16 protein-coding genes are annotated in these 15,705 nt (G+C 44.7%); 2 read left to right on the forward strand and 14 right to left on the reverse strand.

Translation table 11 applies throughout. From position 1 onward, the window contains the following. Window positions 1–109: 109 nt before the first annotated feature. Window positions 110–850, forward strand: coding sequence for a TrmB family transcriptional regulator (locus Nant_RS00555; protein ID WP_054339695.1), 741 nt, complete (start codon window positions 110–112; stop codon window positions 848–850). A 65-nt stretch (window positions 851–915) separates the two neighbouring features. Here the strand turns inward: Nant_RS00555 and Nant_RS00560 are convergent, their stop codons facing one another. The 14 genes from Nant_RS00560 to Nant_RS00625 form a co-directional block, all read right to left on the reverse strand. After that, window positions 916–1,341, reverse strand: a complete 426-nt coding sequence (locus Nant_RS00560; protein WP_054339696.1) for a F0F1 ATP synthase subunit epsilon — start codon at window positions 1,339–1,341, stop codon at window positions 916–918. Window positions 1,342–1,374: 33 nt separating this feature from the next. Next, window positions 1,375–2,751 carry a F0F1 ATP synthase subunit beta gene (gene atpD / locus Nant_RS00565; protein WP_054339828.1) on the reverse strand — a complete coding sequence of 459 codons (1,377 nt, stop codon included), beginning with the start codon at window positions 2,749–2,751 and terminating at the stop codon, window positions 1,375–1,377. A 37-nt stretch (window positions 2,752–2,788) separates the two neighbouring features. Then, window positions 2,789–3,652, reverse strand: coding sequence for a F0F1 ATP synthase subunit gamma (atpG, locus tag Nant_RS00570; RefSeq protein WP_054339697.1), 864 nt, complete (start codon window positions 3,650–3,652; stop codon window positions 2,789–2,791). A gap of 69 nt (window positions 3,653–3,721) precedes the next feature. Beyond that, window positions 3,722–5,266, reverse strand: a complete 1,545-nt coding sequence (gene atpA, locus Nant_RS00575) for a F0F1 ATP synthase subunit alpha (protein ID WP_054339698.1) — start codon at window positions 5,264–5,266, stop codon at window positions 3,722–3,724. 15 nt (window positions 5,267–5,281) lie between these two features. Beyond that, the gene (locus tag Nant_RS00580; protein WP_054339699.1) at window positions 5,282–5,818 is read right to left on the reverse strand and encodes a F0F1 ATP synthase subunit delta; all 537 of its coding nucleotides are present in this window, start codon (window positions 5,816–5,818) and stop codon (window positions 5,282–5,284) included. A gap of 12 nt (window positions 5,819–5,830) precedes the next feature. Further along, on the reverse strand, window positions 5,831–6,301 hold the full coding sequence (locus Nant_RS00585) for a F0F1 ATP synthase subunit B (protein ID WP_054339700.1): 471 nt from the start codon (window positions 6,299–6,301) through the stop codon (window positions 5,831–5,833). A gap of 71 nt (window positions 6,302–6,372) precedes the next feature. Next, a complete protein-coding gene (atpE, locus tag Nant_RS00590) occupies window positions 6,373–6,600 on the reverse strand; it encodes a F0F1 ATP synthase subunit C (protein ID WP_425319937.1) in 228 nt (75 codons plus the stop codon). A gap of 89 nt (window positions 6,601–6,689) precedes the next feature. Then, entirely contained in the window at window positions 6,690–7,511 is an 822-nt protein-coding gene (atpB, locus tag Nant_RS00595; protein WP_054339701.1) for a F0F1 ATP synthase subunit A, read from the reverse strand. 18 nt (window positions 7,512–7,529) lie between these two features. After that, on the reverse strand, window positions 7,530–7,934 hold the full coding sequence (locus Nant_RS00600; protein ID WP_054339702.1) for an ATP synthase subunit I: 405 nt from the start codon (window positions 7,932–7,934) through the stop codon (window positions 7,530–7,532). Window positions 7,935–8,134: 200 nt separating this feature from the next. After that, entirely contained in the window at window positions 8,135–9,019 is an 885-nt protein-coding gene (locus Nant_RS00605; protein ID WP_054339703.1) for a ParB/RepB/Spo0J family partition protein, read from the reverse strand. Next, on the reverse strand, window positions 9,019–9,828 hold the full coding sequence (locus tag Nant_RS00610) for a ParA family protein (RefSeq protein WP_054339704.1): 810 nt from the start codon (window positions 9,826–9,828) through the stop codon (window positions 9,019–9,021). The genes Nant_RS00605 and Nant_RS00610 overlap by 1 nt, the downstream gene beginning before the upstream one ends. 2 nt (window positions 9,829–9,830) lie before the next feature. Further along, window positions 9,831–10,460: a 16S rRNA (guanine(527)-N(7))-methyltransferase RsmG gene (gene rsmG / locus Nant_RS00615; RefSeq protein ID WP_054339705.1), complete on the reverse strand. Its 630-nt coding sequence runs from the start codon at window positions 10,458–10,460 to the stop codon at window positions 9,831–9,833. Beyond that, window positions 10,460–12,355 carry a tRNA uridine-5-carboxymethylaminomethyl(34) synthesis enzyme MnmG gene (gene mnmG / locus Nant_RS00620; protein ID WP_054339829.1) on the reverse strand — a complete coding sequence of 632 codons (1,896 nt, stop codon included), beginning with the start codon at window positions 12,353–12,355 and terminating at the stop codon, window positions 10,460–10,462. Before mnmG ends, rsmG begins: the two co-directional genes overlap by 1 nt. A gap of 719 nt (window positions 12,356–13,074) precedes the next feature. Further along, complete coding sequence (locus Nant_RS00625) at window positions 13,075–14,676, reverse strand: GMC family oxidoreductase (protein ID WP_054339706.1); 1,602 nt, start codon at window positions 14,674–14,676, stop codon at window positions 13,075–13,077. A 192-nt stretch (window positions 14,677–14,868) separates the two neighbouring features. On the opposite strand from Nant_RS00625, the gene mtgA reads away from it, so the two are divergent. Continuing rightward, window positions 14,869–15,582, forward strand: a complete 714-nt coding sequence (gene mtgA / locus Nant_RS00630) for a monofunctional biosynthetic peptidoglycan transglycosylase (RefSeq protein ID WP_054339707.1) — start codon at window positions 14,869–14,871, stop codon at window positions 15,580–15,582. Window positions 15,583–15,705 lie beyond the last annotated feature (123 nt).

Consider the following 15,705-nt stretch of genomic DNA (forward strand, 5'->3'; position numbering starts at 1 on the left):
ATCCTGTAACATCTGAAATGATGCGCTATTAACATATTTTATTTAATGGCAGTTAATCTATATGATACCCGACTTTATACAATACTTTTTGTCAGGAAAATTTTGACAAATGCAAAATTCAGCACTTGAAAGGCTCGGATTAGAGCAACGTGAAATTACTGTTTATCGTGCATTGCTGTCGCTAGGGCCCAGCCCAATCAGGACTATTGCCGATAAAGCTAATATCAACCGTGGCACCACTTATGATTGTCTGAAAGGACTATTACAAAAAGGGATTGTCAGCTATTTACCAAAAGGGAAACGGCGTCTGTTTTCGCCACGAAACCCTGAAGTACTGCTGCAATTAGCGGAACAACGCCAGTTTGAACTCGAAAATGCAATACAACAATTAAAAAGCACTATCATTCCCGAGCTTAATCACCTTAAACCGGACTTCACCACCGCCAATGTTCAATTTTATGAGGGAGATGATGGAATAGAGTTTGTTCTCAGAGATATTCTCAGTAGCGTATCTCAGAGCACTGAACGTCAATATTCAGTTTTTTCTTCTAAACCTATCCGCTCACACCTATACAGACCTTTCCCGAATTACACGGCTCAACGCATCCAAAAAGAGATTGGCGTTAGGGTTATAGCTATTGGTGAAGGAGGTGAAGACGCTGGACTGTCTGAAAGGAAATGGATAAAAACAGAAGGCACTGTCGATGCCGCCTATATTGCGATCTATCCACCTAAGTGTGCCATTATCTCTTTGGCATCCAACAACTACCCCACTGCCGTACTGATTGATTCTAAGGAAGTCGCAGGTGCTCAACAAATAATTTTCGATACACTCTGGAAAATGTTATAAAAAAGACACAAAAAAAGGCAGCCTAAGCTGCCTTTTTATTCGATTGTAACTCAACGACGTCAGTCTTATTTACCGAGCTTTTTGCGAATTTGCTGCAGCGTACGGATTTGAGCCGCCGCTTCAGCCAGTTGAGTTGCAGCGCGACCGTATTCGAATTCGCTCTGCTTATCACCCATCGCTTGTTCAGCATGCTTCTGCGCTTCAAGAGCTGCCGCTTCGTCCAGATCAGCTGCATGCAATGCAGTATCTGCCAAAATGATAACCTTGCTAGGCTGAACTTCAAGGAAGCCGCCAGATACGTAGAAGATATCCTGTTCGCCGCCCTGCTTACGCATTTCTACAGGGCCTGGTTTTAGTTCCGTCAGAAGCGGAGCGTGACCTGGGTAGATACCCAGATCACCCAGGCTACCTGTTACTGATACGAACTCGATCAAACCAGAGAAGATCTCTTCTTCAGCACTTACGATATCGCAATGAACAGTCATAGCCATGTTGTGTTCCTTCTAAAGGTTTACCAAAAACAATTACATGTTTTTGGCTTTCTCAACAGCTTCTTCGATGCCGCCAACCATGTAGAACGCCTGTTCTGGTAGTGAATCAAATTCACCCTCCAGAATTCCTTTAAAGCCACGGATAGTGTCTTTCAAGGAAACGTATTTACCTGGAGAACCGGTGAATACTTCTGCTACGAAGAATGGCTGAGACAAGAAACGCTGGATCTTACGAGCACGCGTAACAACCTGTCTATCTTCTTCAGATAACTCATCCATACCCAGGATAGCAATGATGTCTTTCAGCTCTTTATAGCGCTGAAGAACACCCTGTACATTACGAGCAATGTCATAATGTTCCTGACCGATAACCAGTGGATCCAACTGACGTGAAGAGGAATCCAAAGGATCGATTGCCGGATAAATACCGAGCTCTGCGATCTGACGAGACAATACAACAGTCGCATCAAGGTGGGAGAAGGTAGTTGCTGGTGATGGATCCGTTAAATCATCCGCTGGTACATATACCGCCTGAATAGACGTGATAGAACCAGTATGAGTTGACGTAATACGTTCCTGCAAAACACCCATCTCTTCCGCTAGAGTAGGCTGGTAACCTACTGCTGAAGGCATACGACCTAACAGAGCTGATACTTCAGTTCCTGCCAGTGTGTAACGGTAAATGTTGTCGACAAACAACAGTACGTCACGACCTTCGTCACGGAATTTTTCAGCCATCGTCAAGCCAGTCAGCGCTACGCGCAGACGGTTTCCGGGTGGCTCATTCATCTGACCATAAACCAGAGATACTTTATCCAATACATTGGACTCTTTCATCTCGAAGTAAAAGTCGTTGCCTTCACGAGTACGCTCACCAACACCAGCAAATACTGAGAAACCTGAGTGCTCAATAGCGATGTTACGGATAAGCTCCATCATGTTTACGGTTTTACCAACACCGGCACCACCGAACAGACCAACTTTACCACCTTTGGCGAATGGGCATACCAGATCGATTACCTTGATACCGGTTTCCAACAGCTCACTAGAAGCTGACTGGTCCGCGTAAGAAGGGGCCTTACGGTGAATAGGCATACGCTCTTCTTCACCGATAGGACCGCAATCATCGATTGGGTTACCTAATACATCCATAATGCGACCCAATGTCGCTGTACCGACCGGTACAGAAATTGGAGCACCACTATTTTCTACATCTAAACCGCGGCTAATGCCTTCGGTCTGACCCATTGCGATCGCACGTACAACACCGTCACCCAGCTGCTGCTGAACTTCAAGTGTCAGACCATTTTTTGAAACGGTCAGCGCGTCGTAAATTTTAGGTACGCTGTCACGTGGGAATTCCACATCGACAATCGCGCCTATAATCTGAACAATTTGTCCGCTACTCATGTTCGGATCCTCATAAATTTTTAACCCGTTCACCGCATTAAACAGCCGCAGCACCACTAACAATTTCAGATATTTCCTGAGTAATTGCCGCCTGACGAGCCTTGTTATAGATCATTTGAAGCTCGTCAATAATATCGCCGGCATTGTCAGTTGCACTTTTCATTGCCAGCATCCGTGCAGCCTGTTCACAGGCGTTATTCTCAACTACTGCCTGATACACTTCGGACTCAACATAACGCGTAAGAAGGCTATTCAGCAATTCTTTAGCGTCAGGTTCATAAATATAGTCCCATTGGTGATTCAGCAGCGCCTCATCGTCTTCTGTTTTCAGTGGAAGCACTTGCTCAACCATTGGCTTCTGCGTCATTGTGTTCACAAATGTATTTGCCACAACGTACAGTCGATCCAGCTTGCCCTCTGCAAAAGAGTCCAGCATAACTTTCACAGCACCAATCAGATCCGTTACTTCTGGCTGATCACCCAAATGGGTTTTGGCTGCTACTACGTTACCACCGTACGTCTTAAAAAAAGACACTGCTTTAGATCCTAAAGCACAGACGTCAATTTCGACGCCTTTGTCGTTGAACTCTTTCATACTCAGCATGGTTTTTTTGAACGCATTCCCGTTCAAACCACCACAAAGACCACGGTCGGTTGCTACTACTATATAACCAACACGTTTGACTTCGCGTTCCTGCATATAAAGATGCTTGTATTCAGGATTTGATTTTGACAAATGCTGAATAACACCACGGATACTGCGAGCGTACGGGCGGGAAGAATGCATGCGATCCTGAGCTTTGCGCATCTTTGACGCAGCAACCATTTCCATGGCGCTGGTAATTTTGCGCGTGCTACTGATACTCGCTATTTGCGTCTTAATCTCTTTTCCGACTGCCATAGTTCCGCCTATATAACCTTAACTCAGTAAAGGCCTGCAATTATATGCAGGCCACCACTCATAGAGTGCTTACCAAGTCTGAGTTGACTTGAACTTATCAATACCCGCTTTGAACTTCGCAGCAATTTCATCGCTGTAACTACCGCTCTTATTGATATCATCCATCAGATCAGCGTATTCGCTGCCGAAGAAAGAGATCAGAGCAGATTCAAAGCTGCCGATTTTGTTAATTTCAACGTCTTTCAGGAAACCTTCGTTTGCAGCGAACAGACTTAAGCCCATTTCAGCTACAGACATTGGTGAATACTGTTTCTGCTTCATTAGTTCAGTTACAGCCTGACCGTGTTCCAACTGAGCACGAGTTACATCATCAAGATCTGATGCAAACTGCGCAAATGCAGCCAATTCACGATACTGAGCCAAAGCCAAACGAACACCACCACCCAACTTCTTGATGATCTTAGTCTGCGCTGCACCACCTACACGGGATACAGACAAACCAGCGTTGATCGCCGGACGTACACCTGCGTTAAACAGGCTGCTTTCCAGGAAGATCTGACCATCAGTAATGGAAATAACGTTGGTTGGTATGAAAGCTGAAACATCACCACCCTGAGTTTCGATGACAGGCAATGCAGTCAAAGAACCTGTTTTGCCTTTAACTTCACCGTTAGTAAACTTTTCTACGTAGTCCGCGTTTACACGAGCAGAACGCTCAAGTAGACGAGAATGCAAATAGAATACGTCACCAGGATAAGCTTCACGACCTGGCGGACGACGTAACAACAATGAAATCTGACGGTATGCCCATGCCTGTTTAGTCAGGTCATCGTATACGATCAGCGCATCTTCACCACGGTCACGGAAGTATTCACCCATAGAACAACCTGAATATGGAGCCAGGAACTGCATGGGTGCAGGATCAGCAGCGCCGGCAGCAACAACAATGGTGTGAGCCATCGCGCCGTGCTCTTCCAGCTTACGTACTACGTTTGAAATAGTAGACTGCTTCTGACCGATCGCTACGTAAATACACGTAACACCGGTTCCTTTCTGGTTAATAATCGCATCGATAGCAATCGCTGTTTTACCGATCTGACGGTCACCGATGATCAGCTCACGCTGACCACGGCCTACAGGTACCATTGCATCAATTGCTTTCAAACCGGTCTGAACTGGCTGGTCAACTGATTTACGCTCAATTACACCCGGCGCTACTTTTTCAACAGCATCCGTTAATTTAGCGTCAATAGGGCCTTTTCCGTCAATAGGGTTACCCAACGCGTCTACAACGCGGCCTCTTAGTTCCGGACCAACCGGTACTTCAAGGATACGTCCGGTACAACGGGCAGTCATGCCCTCGACCAGACTTTGGTAATCACCTAGTACTACAGCACCAACAGAGTCACGCTCTAGGTTGAGTGCCATACCGTAAATACCGCCAGGGAATTCGATCATTTCCCCGTACATTACGTCAGCCAGGCCGTGGATCAAGATGATACCATCGGCTACGCTGACGATAGTGCCCTCATTTCGGGCTTCAGAAGACACATCCAGCTTTTCGATGCGCTTCTTGAGAATCTCGCTGATCTCAGATGGATTCAGTTGCTGCATGGTTATTCCTTATACTCAGGAATTCAGTGCTTCAGCTAGTTTCGCCAAACGGGCGCGAACTGAGCCGTCGATTACCAGGTCTTGTGAACGAAGCACAACACCACCCAGGATTGATTTATCCACGGTAGATGTCAGAGTCACGTCACGACCCAGCTTAGCGCTGAGTGCCTGAGTTAATTTCTGTTGCTGTTGCTCATCCAGTTCATATGCAGTGGTCACATCGATGTCGACAGACTTCTGCAAATTCGCTTTGAGCTGCTCAAACTGCACATTTATTTCCTGGAGTAAACCAAGACGCTGATTAACAGCGAGTAACTGAATGAAATTCTTACCTGGTTGATCCAGATAGTCCTCACAAACCGATACTATTGCGCTAGCTTTCTGCTCACTCGTCAGCGCAGGATTACCCAGAACATTTGCCATTACACTATCATTTGCCACAGCTGCGACAGTTGATAACATTTTTGACCACTGATCTAATCCACTCTTTTCCTGAGCGAATTCGAATGCAGCTTTTGTATAGGGCCGAGCGACTGTATTGAGTTCAGCCATCGTAAACCTCGCTTAAAGCTCCGCTGCTAGTTTATCAACTAGCTGAGCGTGGGCTGCTTGGTCAACCGATCTTTCCAGAATCTTTTCAGCACCGGCAACTACTAATGCAGCTACTTGTTTCCGAAGAGTTTCTTTCGCACGGTTAACATCCTGTTCGATCTCTGCCTGAGCGGCCGTCTTGATGCGATCTGCTTCAACACGTGCTTGCTCCTTAGCTTCGTCGACTAGCTGACTAGCCCGCTTATTAGCCTGTTCGATGATGGCGGCTGCCTGTTCCTTACTTTCACGCATATTCTCTACGGCTTTTTCTTGAGCCAGTATTAAATCGCGCTGAGCACGTTCAGCAGCGTCCAGACCTTCAGCAATCTTTTTCTTACGTTCTGCCAGGGCACCTGTAATAGGTGGCCATACATACTTCATGCAAAACATAACAAAGATAGCGAATGCGATGGCCTGACCAATGATGGTTAGATTGATATTCACGCCATTACCTCTCGCAGTTGATCTAAAAAGTAGTTACCCATATAAATGGGAAAGGTTTGCATCTCTACTTATTAGCCTGCAACAGCGAACAGTACATACAGACCCAGACCTACGCCGATCATCGGAACGGCGTCAACAAGACCCATTACGATGAAGAACTGTGTACGCAGAAGCGGAATCAGTTCTGGCTGACGAGCAGCACCTTCAAGGAATTTACCGCCAAGTATACCGATACCAACTGCCGCACCCACGGATCCAAGACCCAACATCAGTGCACCAGCGATATAGAGCAAAGCCATTTCCATCAGTATTTCTCCGATTAATTGCTAGTTAAAGTTAAAGTTAAAGTGAAATTTTGAAATCATTTTTTTTATTCAGCGATTACGACTTAATGCTCTTCATGCGCCATGGCCATATAGACAATAGTCAGTACCATGAAGATGAAAGCCTGAAGTGTAATTACTAGAATATGGAAAATCGCCCATGGTACAGAAAGAACCCACTGAACCCAAAACGGCAGCAGAGCGATCAAGATAAAGATCATCTCACCTGCATACATGTTACCGAACAGTCGCAATGCCAAAGATATTGGTTTTGCGAGTAAGCCAACGATTTCCAGAAACAGGTTGAATGGAAGCATCCATTTACCCAGTGGCTGGAAAGCCAGCTCTCCAAGAAACCCACCCAGACCTTTCATCTTGATGCTGTAGTAAAGAATCAGACCGAAGACGCTCAACGCCATACCCATAGTGGCATTGATATCGGTTGTTGGCACCACTTTCATAAAGTGAATACCCATTTGCCCGGCAATGTACGGAATCCAGTCTACTGGTATCAAATCCATCGTATTCATCAGGAAAATCCAGACGAATATGGTCAGAGCCAAAGGCGCAATTAATGCATTTTTATGATGAAAAATACTATTAACGTTGTCTTCAACGAATTCAATAAGTGTTTCAACAAAATTTTGCGTGTTGCCCGGGACACCTGCCGTGACCGATTTAGCAACCTTACTAAACAGCCAGGTAAATAACACGCCCAGACCGATAGACCACAACATAGTATCGACATTAATTGCCCAGAATCCCATCTCAGCCGCTTCAACCGCCGTTTGTGCAAAACCCAATCCATGCTCTGGATGGCTGCCAAACGTTAAGTTGGTCAAGTGGTGAGATATATATTCTGAGGATGTGACAGTTCCGCTAGCCATTCTCAGTTCTCTCGTTTCTTAAAGTTTCAGGAATCGGTTATTCACTTTCATCTGTAGATACCAACCGGATATCTGAAGCAGAATAAAAGTAACAAATAAAGAAAATGGGCTCAAAGGTCGAACCAGAATAAAGACAGCGGAAAAACACACTATCGATATCGCCATTTTCCATATTTGGCCGATATACATATCTGCCAATGCCCTATTTGGCGAGCCATTTTGCTGACTGAATAATATCCGCCACGCAAAATAACTATTAGGCAGTAAATAAATAACGCCTCCCAGCAATACTGAGTAGGCAGCTATCAGATCATAAAATAAAAATATGACAGCCATTATCACTACCATAAGAGTCTGGATCAGAAAAATTCTGCCCACTCGCTGCCGTGTCGCCTGAATATGCTTACCTGGCTTCAGGTTCATATATCACTTTCACGTGCAGTAAGACTCTTTTGCACTGTATTGGAGCGCATTTTGCACCATCGCATCCAAACAGCGAACCGATTATATGGGGTTAAACACTGAGACTCAACCTGATAGTAAGGGTTTTGCACTAATGTCTTAGCGTTGACCATACTTAAGACCTATAAAAATGGAAATTAATGCGTTTAAATTCAATGAAATCACTCCGCCCAGTTTTTCAGGATGTTGTCTAAAGCGTCTGGCGAGTCATAAGCAATGGTGATTTTTCCCTTCCCTTTGGTACTTTGATTAATCGACACTTTAGCTGAAAAACGCTGTGAGAGATCGCTTGATATCTGCTCCAGCTGTGGATCCGTCTTTTTTATTTCACGAAGCGGTTTAATATTCTCGCCGGTTTGCCATTTTCTAACCAATTCTTCTGTCTGTCGAACGGACAGCGCTTTACCCACGACTTCCTGTGCTGCTGATACCTGCTGCTCTGTTTCCAATCCGAGTAAAGCCCGCGCATGACCCATTTCAAGATCGCCATATTCCAACATTTTTCTAACGTCATCCGTTAATTTCATCAGACGTAGTAAATTAGTGACAGCGGACCGGGATTTACCAACAGCATTAGCTACTTCTTGCTGCGTCAGTTCAAACTCATCTTGTAAGCGCTGCAGCGCAATGGCCTCTTCCATCGGATTAAGATCTTCACGCTGGATGTTTTCTATCAATGCCATCGCTATTGCTGCTTCATCAGGCACATTCTTAATAACAACAGGGATTTCATCAAGTCCAGCCATCTGGGATGCTCTCCAGCGACGTTCTCCGGCAATGATTTCATAACGATCATCATCAACAGCCCGAATGATGATGGGCTGCATAACACCCTGAACACGAATAGAGTTGGCCAGATCTTCCAGTGCAGCAGGTTCCAGATCACGACGAGGCTGATAACGGCCACGTTGTATTTTATGAACAGACATCAAACGGTAACCATCACTCTCGATAACAGCTTGCTGTGCAACAGGGCTCTCATCATCACTGTTAATGCCGGCCAACAATGCATCTAGTCCGCGACCTAAACCTCTTTTTTTCACCATTACTCTGCTTCCTGTTGCTCGGCATCCTGAGCTTTCTTTAATTCTTGTGCGGTTTTCCTAATCAATTCACCGGCCAGTGCCAGATAAGCAACAGATCCACGTGAATTCTTATCGTAAAACAGCACGGGTAAACCATGTGAAGGCGCTTCTGCTAAACGGACATTACGTGGAATAACAGTGCGATATACTTTATCACCGAAATAATCTACCAAGTGGTTTGAAACGTCTTTGGTCAGACTCATGCGAGGATCAAACATGGTACGCAAAATTCCTTCAATGCGAAGCGTTGGATTCAGGCGCTGATTAATTTTATCAATAGTACCAATTAATGAGCTGATCCCTTCCAGCGCATAATATTCACATTGCATGGGAATAATGACCCCCGAAGATGCCGCCAGCGCATTCACTGTGAGTAAATTCAATGAAGGAGGATTATCAATCAGTATAAAATCATAATCATCCAGAACAGGCGCCAACGCCGCTTTTAAGCGAAATTCACGTCGGGGTAGCTGCAGCAGCTCTACTTCAGCCGCTGTCAAATCTCCGTTCGAACCAATGACATCATATCCAATCTTCGGATTTTTAATGATGGCTTCTTTAGCGGATGATGTACCTATCAGCAGCTCATAAGCAGAATGCTCTAATTCATGCTTGTCGACACCGCTACCCATAGTCGCGTTGCCTTGCGGATCCAGATCAACCATTAACACACGCTTTTTGGTTGCCCCAAGCGAAGCAGCCAGATTCACGCAGGTAGTTGTTTTACCTACGCCACCTTTCTGATTGGTGATAGTCAGGATTTTTACCACCGTTATTCTCTCCCAAGAATCATTAAATGCCTTGCTCCTTGCGTACCCGGCACATTAAGAGTGTGACCGCTTTTAAGTACAAAACCTGCTGGTAGCTGCGTTAACTCTTCGTTTGGATACAAGCCTTTCATCGCCAGAAACACGCCGTCTTGGCGGCATAATTGTTGCGTCCATTTAAGCATATCAGCCATAGAAGCAAAGGCGCGCGATATTACTTCATCAAAGGGTTCATCCTGGCACTGCTCTGCGCGGCCGTTAATCACCGTCAGATTGCTTAAGCCTAATTCTATTTTAGCCTGATTCTGGAAACGGGTTTTCTTACCATTACTGTCTAATGTAGTAACCTCCAGATCCGGACGGCAAATAGCCAGAGGAATTCCGGGTAATCCTGGTCCGCTACCCACATCAATAATTCTTGGACCTTTAACATACGGCAATAAACTGAGACTATCGAGTAAATGCCTGGAAAGCATCTCAGCAGGCTTCTTTACGGCGGTCAGGTTATAAGCTTTGTTCCATTTTACCAGTAGCTGTAGGTAAGCGATTAGCTTATCTACCTGCGAATCCGATAGGGAAAGCCCCATCTTTTCCGATTGTTGTACCAGTAAAGCACGCAGTTGTGTCAAATCCATTAACCGGTAGCCTTTTGTTGCTTTTTGATCATCTGTTGTTTTTTCAGGTGTACCAGCAGCAATGAAATAGCGGCGGGTGTCATTCCCTGAATACGGGAAGCCTGAGCTATGGAAGCAGGTAACTGCTGTTGTAATTTACTTTTTAATTCGTTCGATAGCCCACTAATAATATCGTAATCAAAATCGGCAGGTAAAAGGGTATTTTCCTGCTGCCGTACACGCTCTATATCATCTTTCTGGCGATTAATATAACCCGCATACTTGAACTGTATTTCTACCTGCTCGGCTACCAGAAGGTCGCTGACCGCTTCACCTTTCAAACCCGCAACATCAGCATAGGTAAGTTCAGGACGTCGCAGTAGATCGGCCAGATTATACTCATGTGTCATCGGCGATGAGAGCTTGTCCTTCAGTTTTTCTTCAGCATCAGTTCCAGGCTGTATCCAGGTGCTGCTAAGACGCTGTTTTTCCTGCGTGATCGCTTCACGTTTTTTACAAAAAGCAGCCCATCGTTCGTCACTTACCAGCCCTAATTCCCGACCTTTTTCGGTTAAACGCAAATCCGCATTATCTTCTCTGAGAATCAGGCGATATTCAGCTCTACTGGTAAACATACGGTAAGGTTCAGAAGTACCCATGGTGATTAAATCATCTACTAACACGCCAATATAGGCTTCGTCACGACGTGGGTACCATTGCTCTTTATCAAGAGCCCTGGCTCCGGCATTAATACCGGCTAATAATCCCTGAGCTGCAGCTTCTTCGTAACCGGTCGTGCCATTAATCTGGCCAGCAAAATAGAGGCCATTTATATGTTTTGTTTCCAGTGTGTGTTTCAAATCCTGAGGATTGAAGTAATCATACTCAATCGCATAACCAGGACGCAGAATATGAGCGTTTTCAAAACCGATGATAGAACGAACAGCGGCTAACTGAATATCAAATGGCAGACTGGTAGAAATGCCGTTCGGATAAAGCTCGTTGGTTGTCAGTCCTTCGGGTTCGACAAAAATCTGATGCTGATTTTTATCGGCGAAACGCATTATTTTATCTTCGATGGAGGGGCAATATCGTGGCCCTACCCCTTCAATCACTCCGGTGTACATAGGTGAGCGATCTAATCCGGCGCGCAGGATATCATGGGTTCGCTCATTGGTATGAGTAATATAGCAACTGATTTGTTTCGGATGCTCTTTCACCGAGCCCATAAACGACATAACCGGAGTGGGTGTATCGCCAGGTTGTTCCTGCATGATAGAGAAATCGACGCTGCGGGCGTCTATGCGCGGCGGTGTGCCTGTTTTCAGACGATCGACCCGAAACGGCAGTTCGCGTAAGCGTTTTGCCAGAGCGATGGAAGGAGGGTCTCCGGCACGACCTCCTGAAAAGTTTTCCAGCCCTATATGGATCAGCCCACCCAGAAAAGTGCCTGCTGTCAGTACTACTGATTTTGCTAAGAAGCGTATACCTGTCTGGGTAACGACCCCTTTCACTTCATCCTGTTCAACAATCAAATCATCAGCGCCCTGCTGAAAAATCAGCAGATTAGGCTGATTTTCAAGAATTGAGCGAACCGCTGCTTTGTAAAGAATTCTATCCGCTTGAGCACGGGTTGCTCGCACTGCCGGACCTTTACGGGCATTCAGAACCCTGAATTGTATACCGGCTTTATCGGTAGCCCGTGCCATTGCACCGCCAAGTGCATCAATTTCTTTAACCAGATGGCTCTTTCCGATACCACCAATCGCTGGATTACATGACATCTGACCCAATGTCTCGATGTTATGTGTGAGCAACAATGTTTTGGCACCCATACGTGCAGAAGCTAATGCCGCTTCTGTTCCGGCATGACCTCCTCCGATAACAATGACATCAAAATGGTCTGGATAATCCAATGAATTTACCTCGATATAAAGCGATTTACTGATCTGTTTGTCGTAAAACAGATTGGACAGGGGCCGCATTATACAGCCTAAAACGATGGATGGAATGCTTAAAAATTAACCAACTTATTGTTCAACCATTTTTTGATTATTTTTTAATAAATAAAGAGAAAAGAATATATGAATATATATATAAGATTGTTGTTACTACTACTATTAAGGAAGCAATTTTCTGTTTTCAAGTCTATTTTATTCAATTAAAACAATAAGATATAACATTGATAAAGAGGCTTTTTAACTGTCAGATACCTCTGTCCTGTGGGTATATAAGGTGTGGATAAAACAGGTAGTTATGCACAGGAACAATTACCCACAACCTTACCCCATGTTTACCCCCTGCCTTAAACAAACCTTATCAACAAGATAAAAAAAAGTGACTTGCCTTTGCATAACTCCGCTCCATATCTGTGGATAAGGCTGTGGAAAGTGTTAGTAACTTTTAATTTTTATTTATACACACAAGCTATATTTTCTTTGGATTTATATTTACTAACAGTGGATAAGTCCTTCACAAGCAATATTAATCCTTTAATAACAAAGAGTTATTTTTGTATATAAATAGACATGTAGATAACTTTTGTGGACGGAAATGTGTGTAACTAGACTTTAAGAGGAGAAAAATCAGCCTTGCACATAAAATATGAAGGCTGATCTGAAGAAAAAAATTTGAATTAATTTTGTAAAATCATCTCCGCAGCCTTTTCTGCGATCATAATTGTGGGTGAATTGGTATTTCCGGACGTAATCGTTGGCATAATTGACGCATCGACGACCCGAAGACGCTCTATTCCGTAGACTTTTAGCTGGTAATCTACCACCGACATTTGATCAGAACCCATTTTGCAGGTGCCGACAGGATGGAAGATGGTGGTCGCTATATCACCGGCAGCTTTGATCAAATCTTCATCTGAATTGATGGCTAAACCGGGTTTAAATTCTTCAGGTTGGTACTTTTTAAAGGCGTTTGCCTGGCAGATGCGGCGAGTCAGTTTTAGCGCATCGGCGGCCACCTGTTTATCTTCCTTATGGCTCAGATAATTAGGTGTGATGATGGGAGCTGCATAAGGATCTTTTGAACGTAGTCTTATATGCCCCCGGCTTTTGGGTCTCAGGTTGCAGACGGAGGCTGTGATAGCGGGAAAGGTATGCAGTGGATCACCCAGTTTTTCGCAACTGAGGGGTTGAATGTGGTATTCCAGATTCGCTGTTTCGTATTCAGCGCTACTTTTAGCAAAGCCACCTAGTTGGCTGGGGGCCATAGAGAAAGGTCCACGCCTGAAAAAAGCATAATCAAATACCATTTTCATCTTACCAAATAGGCTGTTTGCCTGTTCGTTGAGGGTGAGAGTATTTTTGACTTTAAATACGGCTCTTACCTGTAGATGATCCTGTAGATTTTCCCCTACGCCTGGCAGGTCATGGACTACGTCGATTTTATGTTGTTTTAAGAGATCCGTATTACCAATCCCTGAACGCTGCAGGATAACCGGCGATATAACGCTACCTGCGCATAACAATATCTCTTTATTAACGCCAGCGTAGCTCGGCATACCATTGATATCAAAGGCGATACCTATCACCGTTTTATTGACGATATGGAGACGATCAACATGCGCTTTGGTAATAATTGTCAGATTGGGGCGATGTTTAATGGGATCAAGGAAGCCGCGCGCGGATGACCAGCGTCGGCCTTTTTTCTGATTGACCTGAAAATAACTGAAGCCTTCATTATCACCGGTATTAAAGTCGTCAATGGAAGGAATACCGGTTTCTGCTGCTGCTTGCCGGAAACCATCAAGCACTTCCCAGGAAAGACGTTGCTCTTCTACCCGCCATTCACCACCACTGCCATGCATATCGGAGGCGCCTGAATAGTGGTCCTCTGATTTTTTAAAGTAAGGTAGTACTTCGTCCCAACTCCAGCCTTTATTGCCTAATGATGCCCAGTGATCATAATCTTGCTTCTGGCCTCGCATATAGATCATGCCATTAATCGACGAGCTGCCGCCGAGCACTTTGCCACGGGGATAGTTCAGCGCACGACCGTTTAATCCGGCATCTGCCTGAGTTTTAAAACACCAATCGGTTTTTGGATTATTCATGGTATAGATGTAACCGATTGGAATATGGATCCAGGGGTAGGTATCCTCTCCACCTGCTTCCAGTAACAGGACTCGGTTGTTTGGATCGGCTGATAGCCGGTTTGCTAAAACGCAGCCTGCCGATCCGGCTCCGACAATAATGTAATCAGCCTGAAATTCACACGGATGCATAACTTCTCCCTGCGTTCTATCGCCTGCTTAGCGAAGAACTGTTATTTTCTTCTTATTAAATAGCACCTGTTTAGTCAGATCCTATATGACCAGACATCCTTTTTAACAAGGAATAGTGAATAAAAGAAGCAGGACGGACGTATAAAAGAGTGGTGTCTTTACGTTTTAAATCAGATATGTGGAGATAACGGCGTGGCTAAAAGATCAATATTACAACGATTTTGGTACCGGTTTTGTATTGGTATAGTGGGGTTGTGTGTGTTGATTTTAGCAATAGTCGGGTCATTACGTTTTATTGATCCTCCCACGTCCGCCTTTATCATTGTGGATCAATGGCAGCATCCCGGGCGCTCTGTTCAACAATCATGGGTTGATTTAGAAAACATCTCTCCGTGGATGCCATTAGCTGTGATCGCCAGTGAAGATCAGACTTTTCTTCAGCATTGGGGGCTTGATATTGATGCTATTGTGGCGGTGATAAAGGATTATCGTAAAGGTGATTCGCTCCGCGGAGCCAGTACTATTTCTCAACAAACGGTCAAAAACCTATTTCTTTGGAATGGGCACCATTTTATACGTAAGGTAGTAGAAGCTGGGCTTACCTTGTCTATGGAATGCTTTTTACCAAAGCGACGAATTATGGAGATTTACCTCAATATTGCAGAGTTTGGTGAGGGTATTTATGGTGTAGAAGCGGCTAGCCGTCATTTTTTTGGTATTAGCGCCCGTCAACTGACACAATCCCAGGCCGCACGATTGGCGGCTGTTCTTCCCAACCCTAAACGCTTTAATGTGGGTCTGCCCACTGCTTATATTTCGCAGAGGGTGAGTTGGATCACCCGCCAGATGCGCCAGCTCGGCGGTGTTGCTTTTGTTCGTCCTCTTTTTAAAAAAGACTCTGCATAAATATAGTCTTCTCATGGTGCGTTGCACAAAACTGATGCGATTTTATTCAAAAACTTCAGTAAATGTAATTTAAGTAAGTTTTATAATTAATTATTTTCAATTTAAATCATTGATTTAAAATGA

It is taken from the genome of Neptunomonas antarctica (assembly GCF_001305295.1).
Lineage (GTDB): Bacteria > Pseudomonadota > Gammaproteobacteria > Pseudomonadales > Balneatricaceae > Neptunomonas > Neptunomonas antarctica.

Coding starts and splice junctions, on each gene's coding strand:
- atpD (WP_054339828.1), bottom strand. CDS start 2,751: ATGAGTAGCGGACAAATTGTTCAGATTATAGGCGCGATTGTCGATGTG.
- rsmG (WP_054339705.1), bottom strand. CDS start 10,460: ATGGATTTGACACAACTGCGTGCTTTACTGGTACAACAATCGGAAAAG.
- atpE (WP_425319937.1), bottom strand. CDS start 6,600: ATGGCTTTGCTCTATATCGCTGGTGCACTGATGTTGGGTCTTGGATCC.
- atpB (WP_054339701.1), bottom strand. CDS start 7,511: ATGGCTAGCGGAACTGTCACATCCTCAGAATATATATCTCACCACTTG.
- Nant_RS00555 (WP_054339695.1), top strand. CDS start 110: ATGCAAAATTCAGCACTTGAAAGGCTCGGATTAGAGCAACGTGAAATT.
- Nant_RS00600 (WP_054339702.1), bottom strand. CDS start 7,934: ATGAACCTGAAGCCAGGTAAGCATATTCAGGCGACACGGCAGCGAGTG.
- Nant_RS00605 (WP_054339703.1), bottom strand. CDS start 9,019: ATGGTGAAAAAAAGAGGTTTAGGTCGCGGACTAGATGCATTGTTGGCC.
- atpA (WP_054339698.1), bottom strand. CDS start 5,266: ATGCAGCAACTGAATCCATCTGAGATCAGCGAGATTCTCAAGAAGCGC.
- Nant_RS00625 (WP_054339706.1), bottom strand. CDS start 14,676: ATGCATCCGTGTGAATTTCAGGCTGATTACATTATTGTCGGAGCCGGA.
- atpG (WP_054339697.1), bottom strand. CDS start 3,652: ATGGCAGTCGGAAAAGAGATTAAGACGCAAATAGCGAGTATCAGTAGC.
- Nant_RS00580 (WP_054339699.1), bottom strand. CDS start 5,818: ATGGCTGAACTCAATACAGTCGCTCGGCCCTATACAAAAGCTGCATTC.
- Nant_RS00560 (WP_054339696.1), bottom strand. CDS start 1,341: ATGGCTATGACTGTTCATTGCGATATCGTAAGTGCTGAAGAAGAGATC.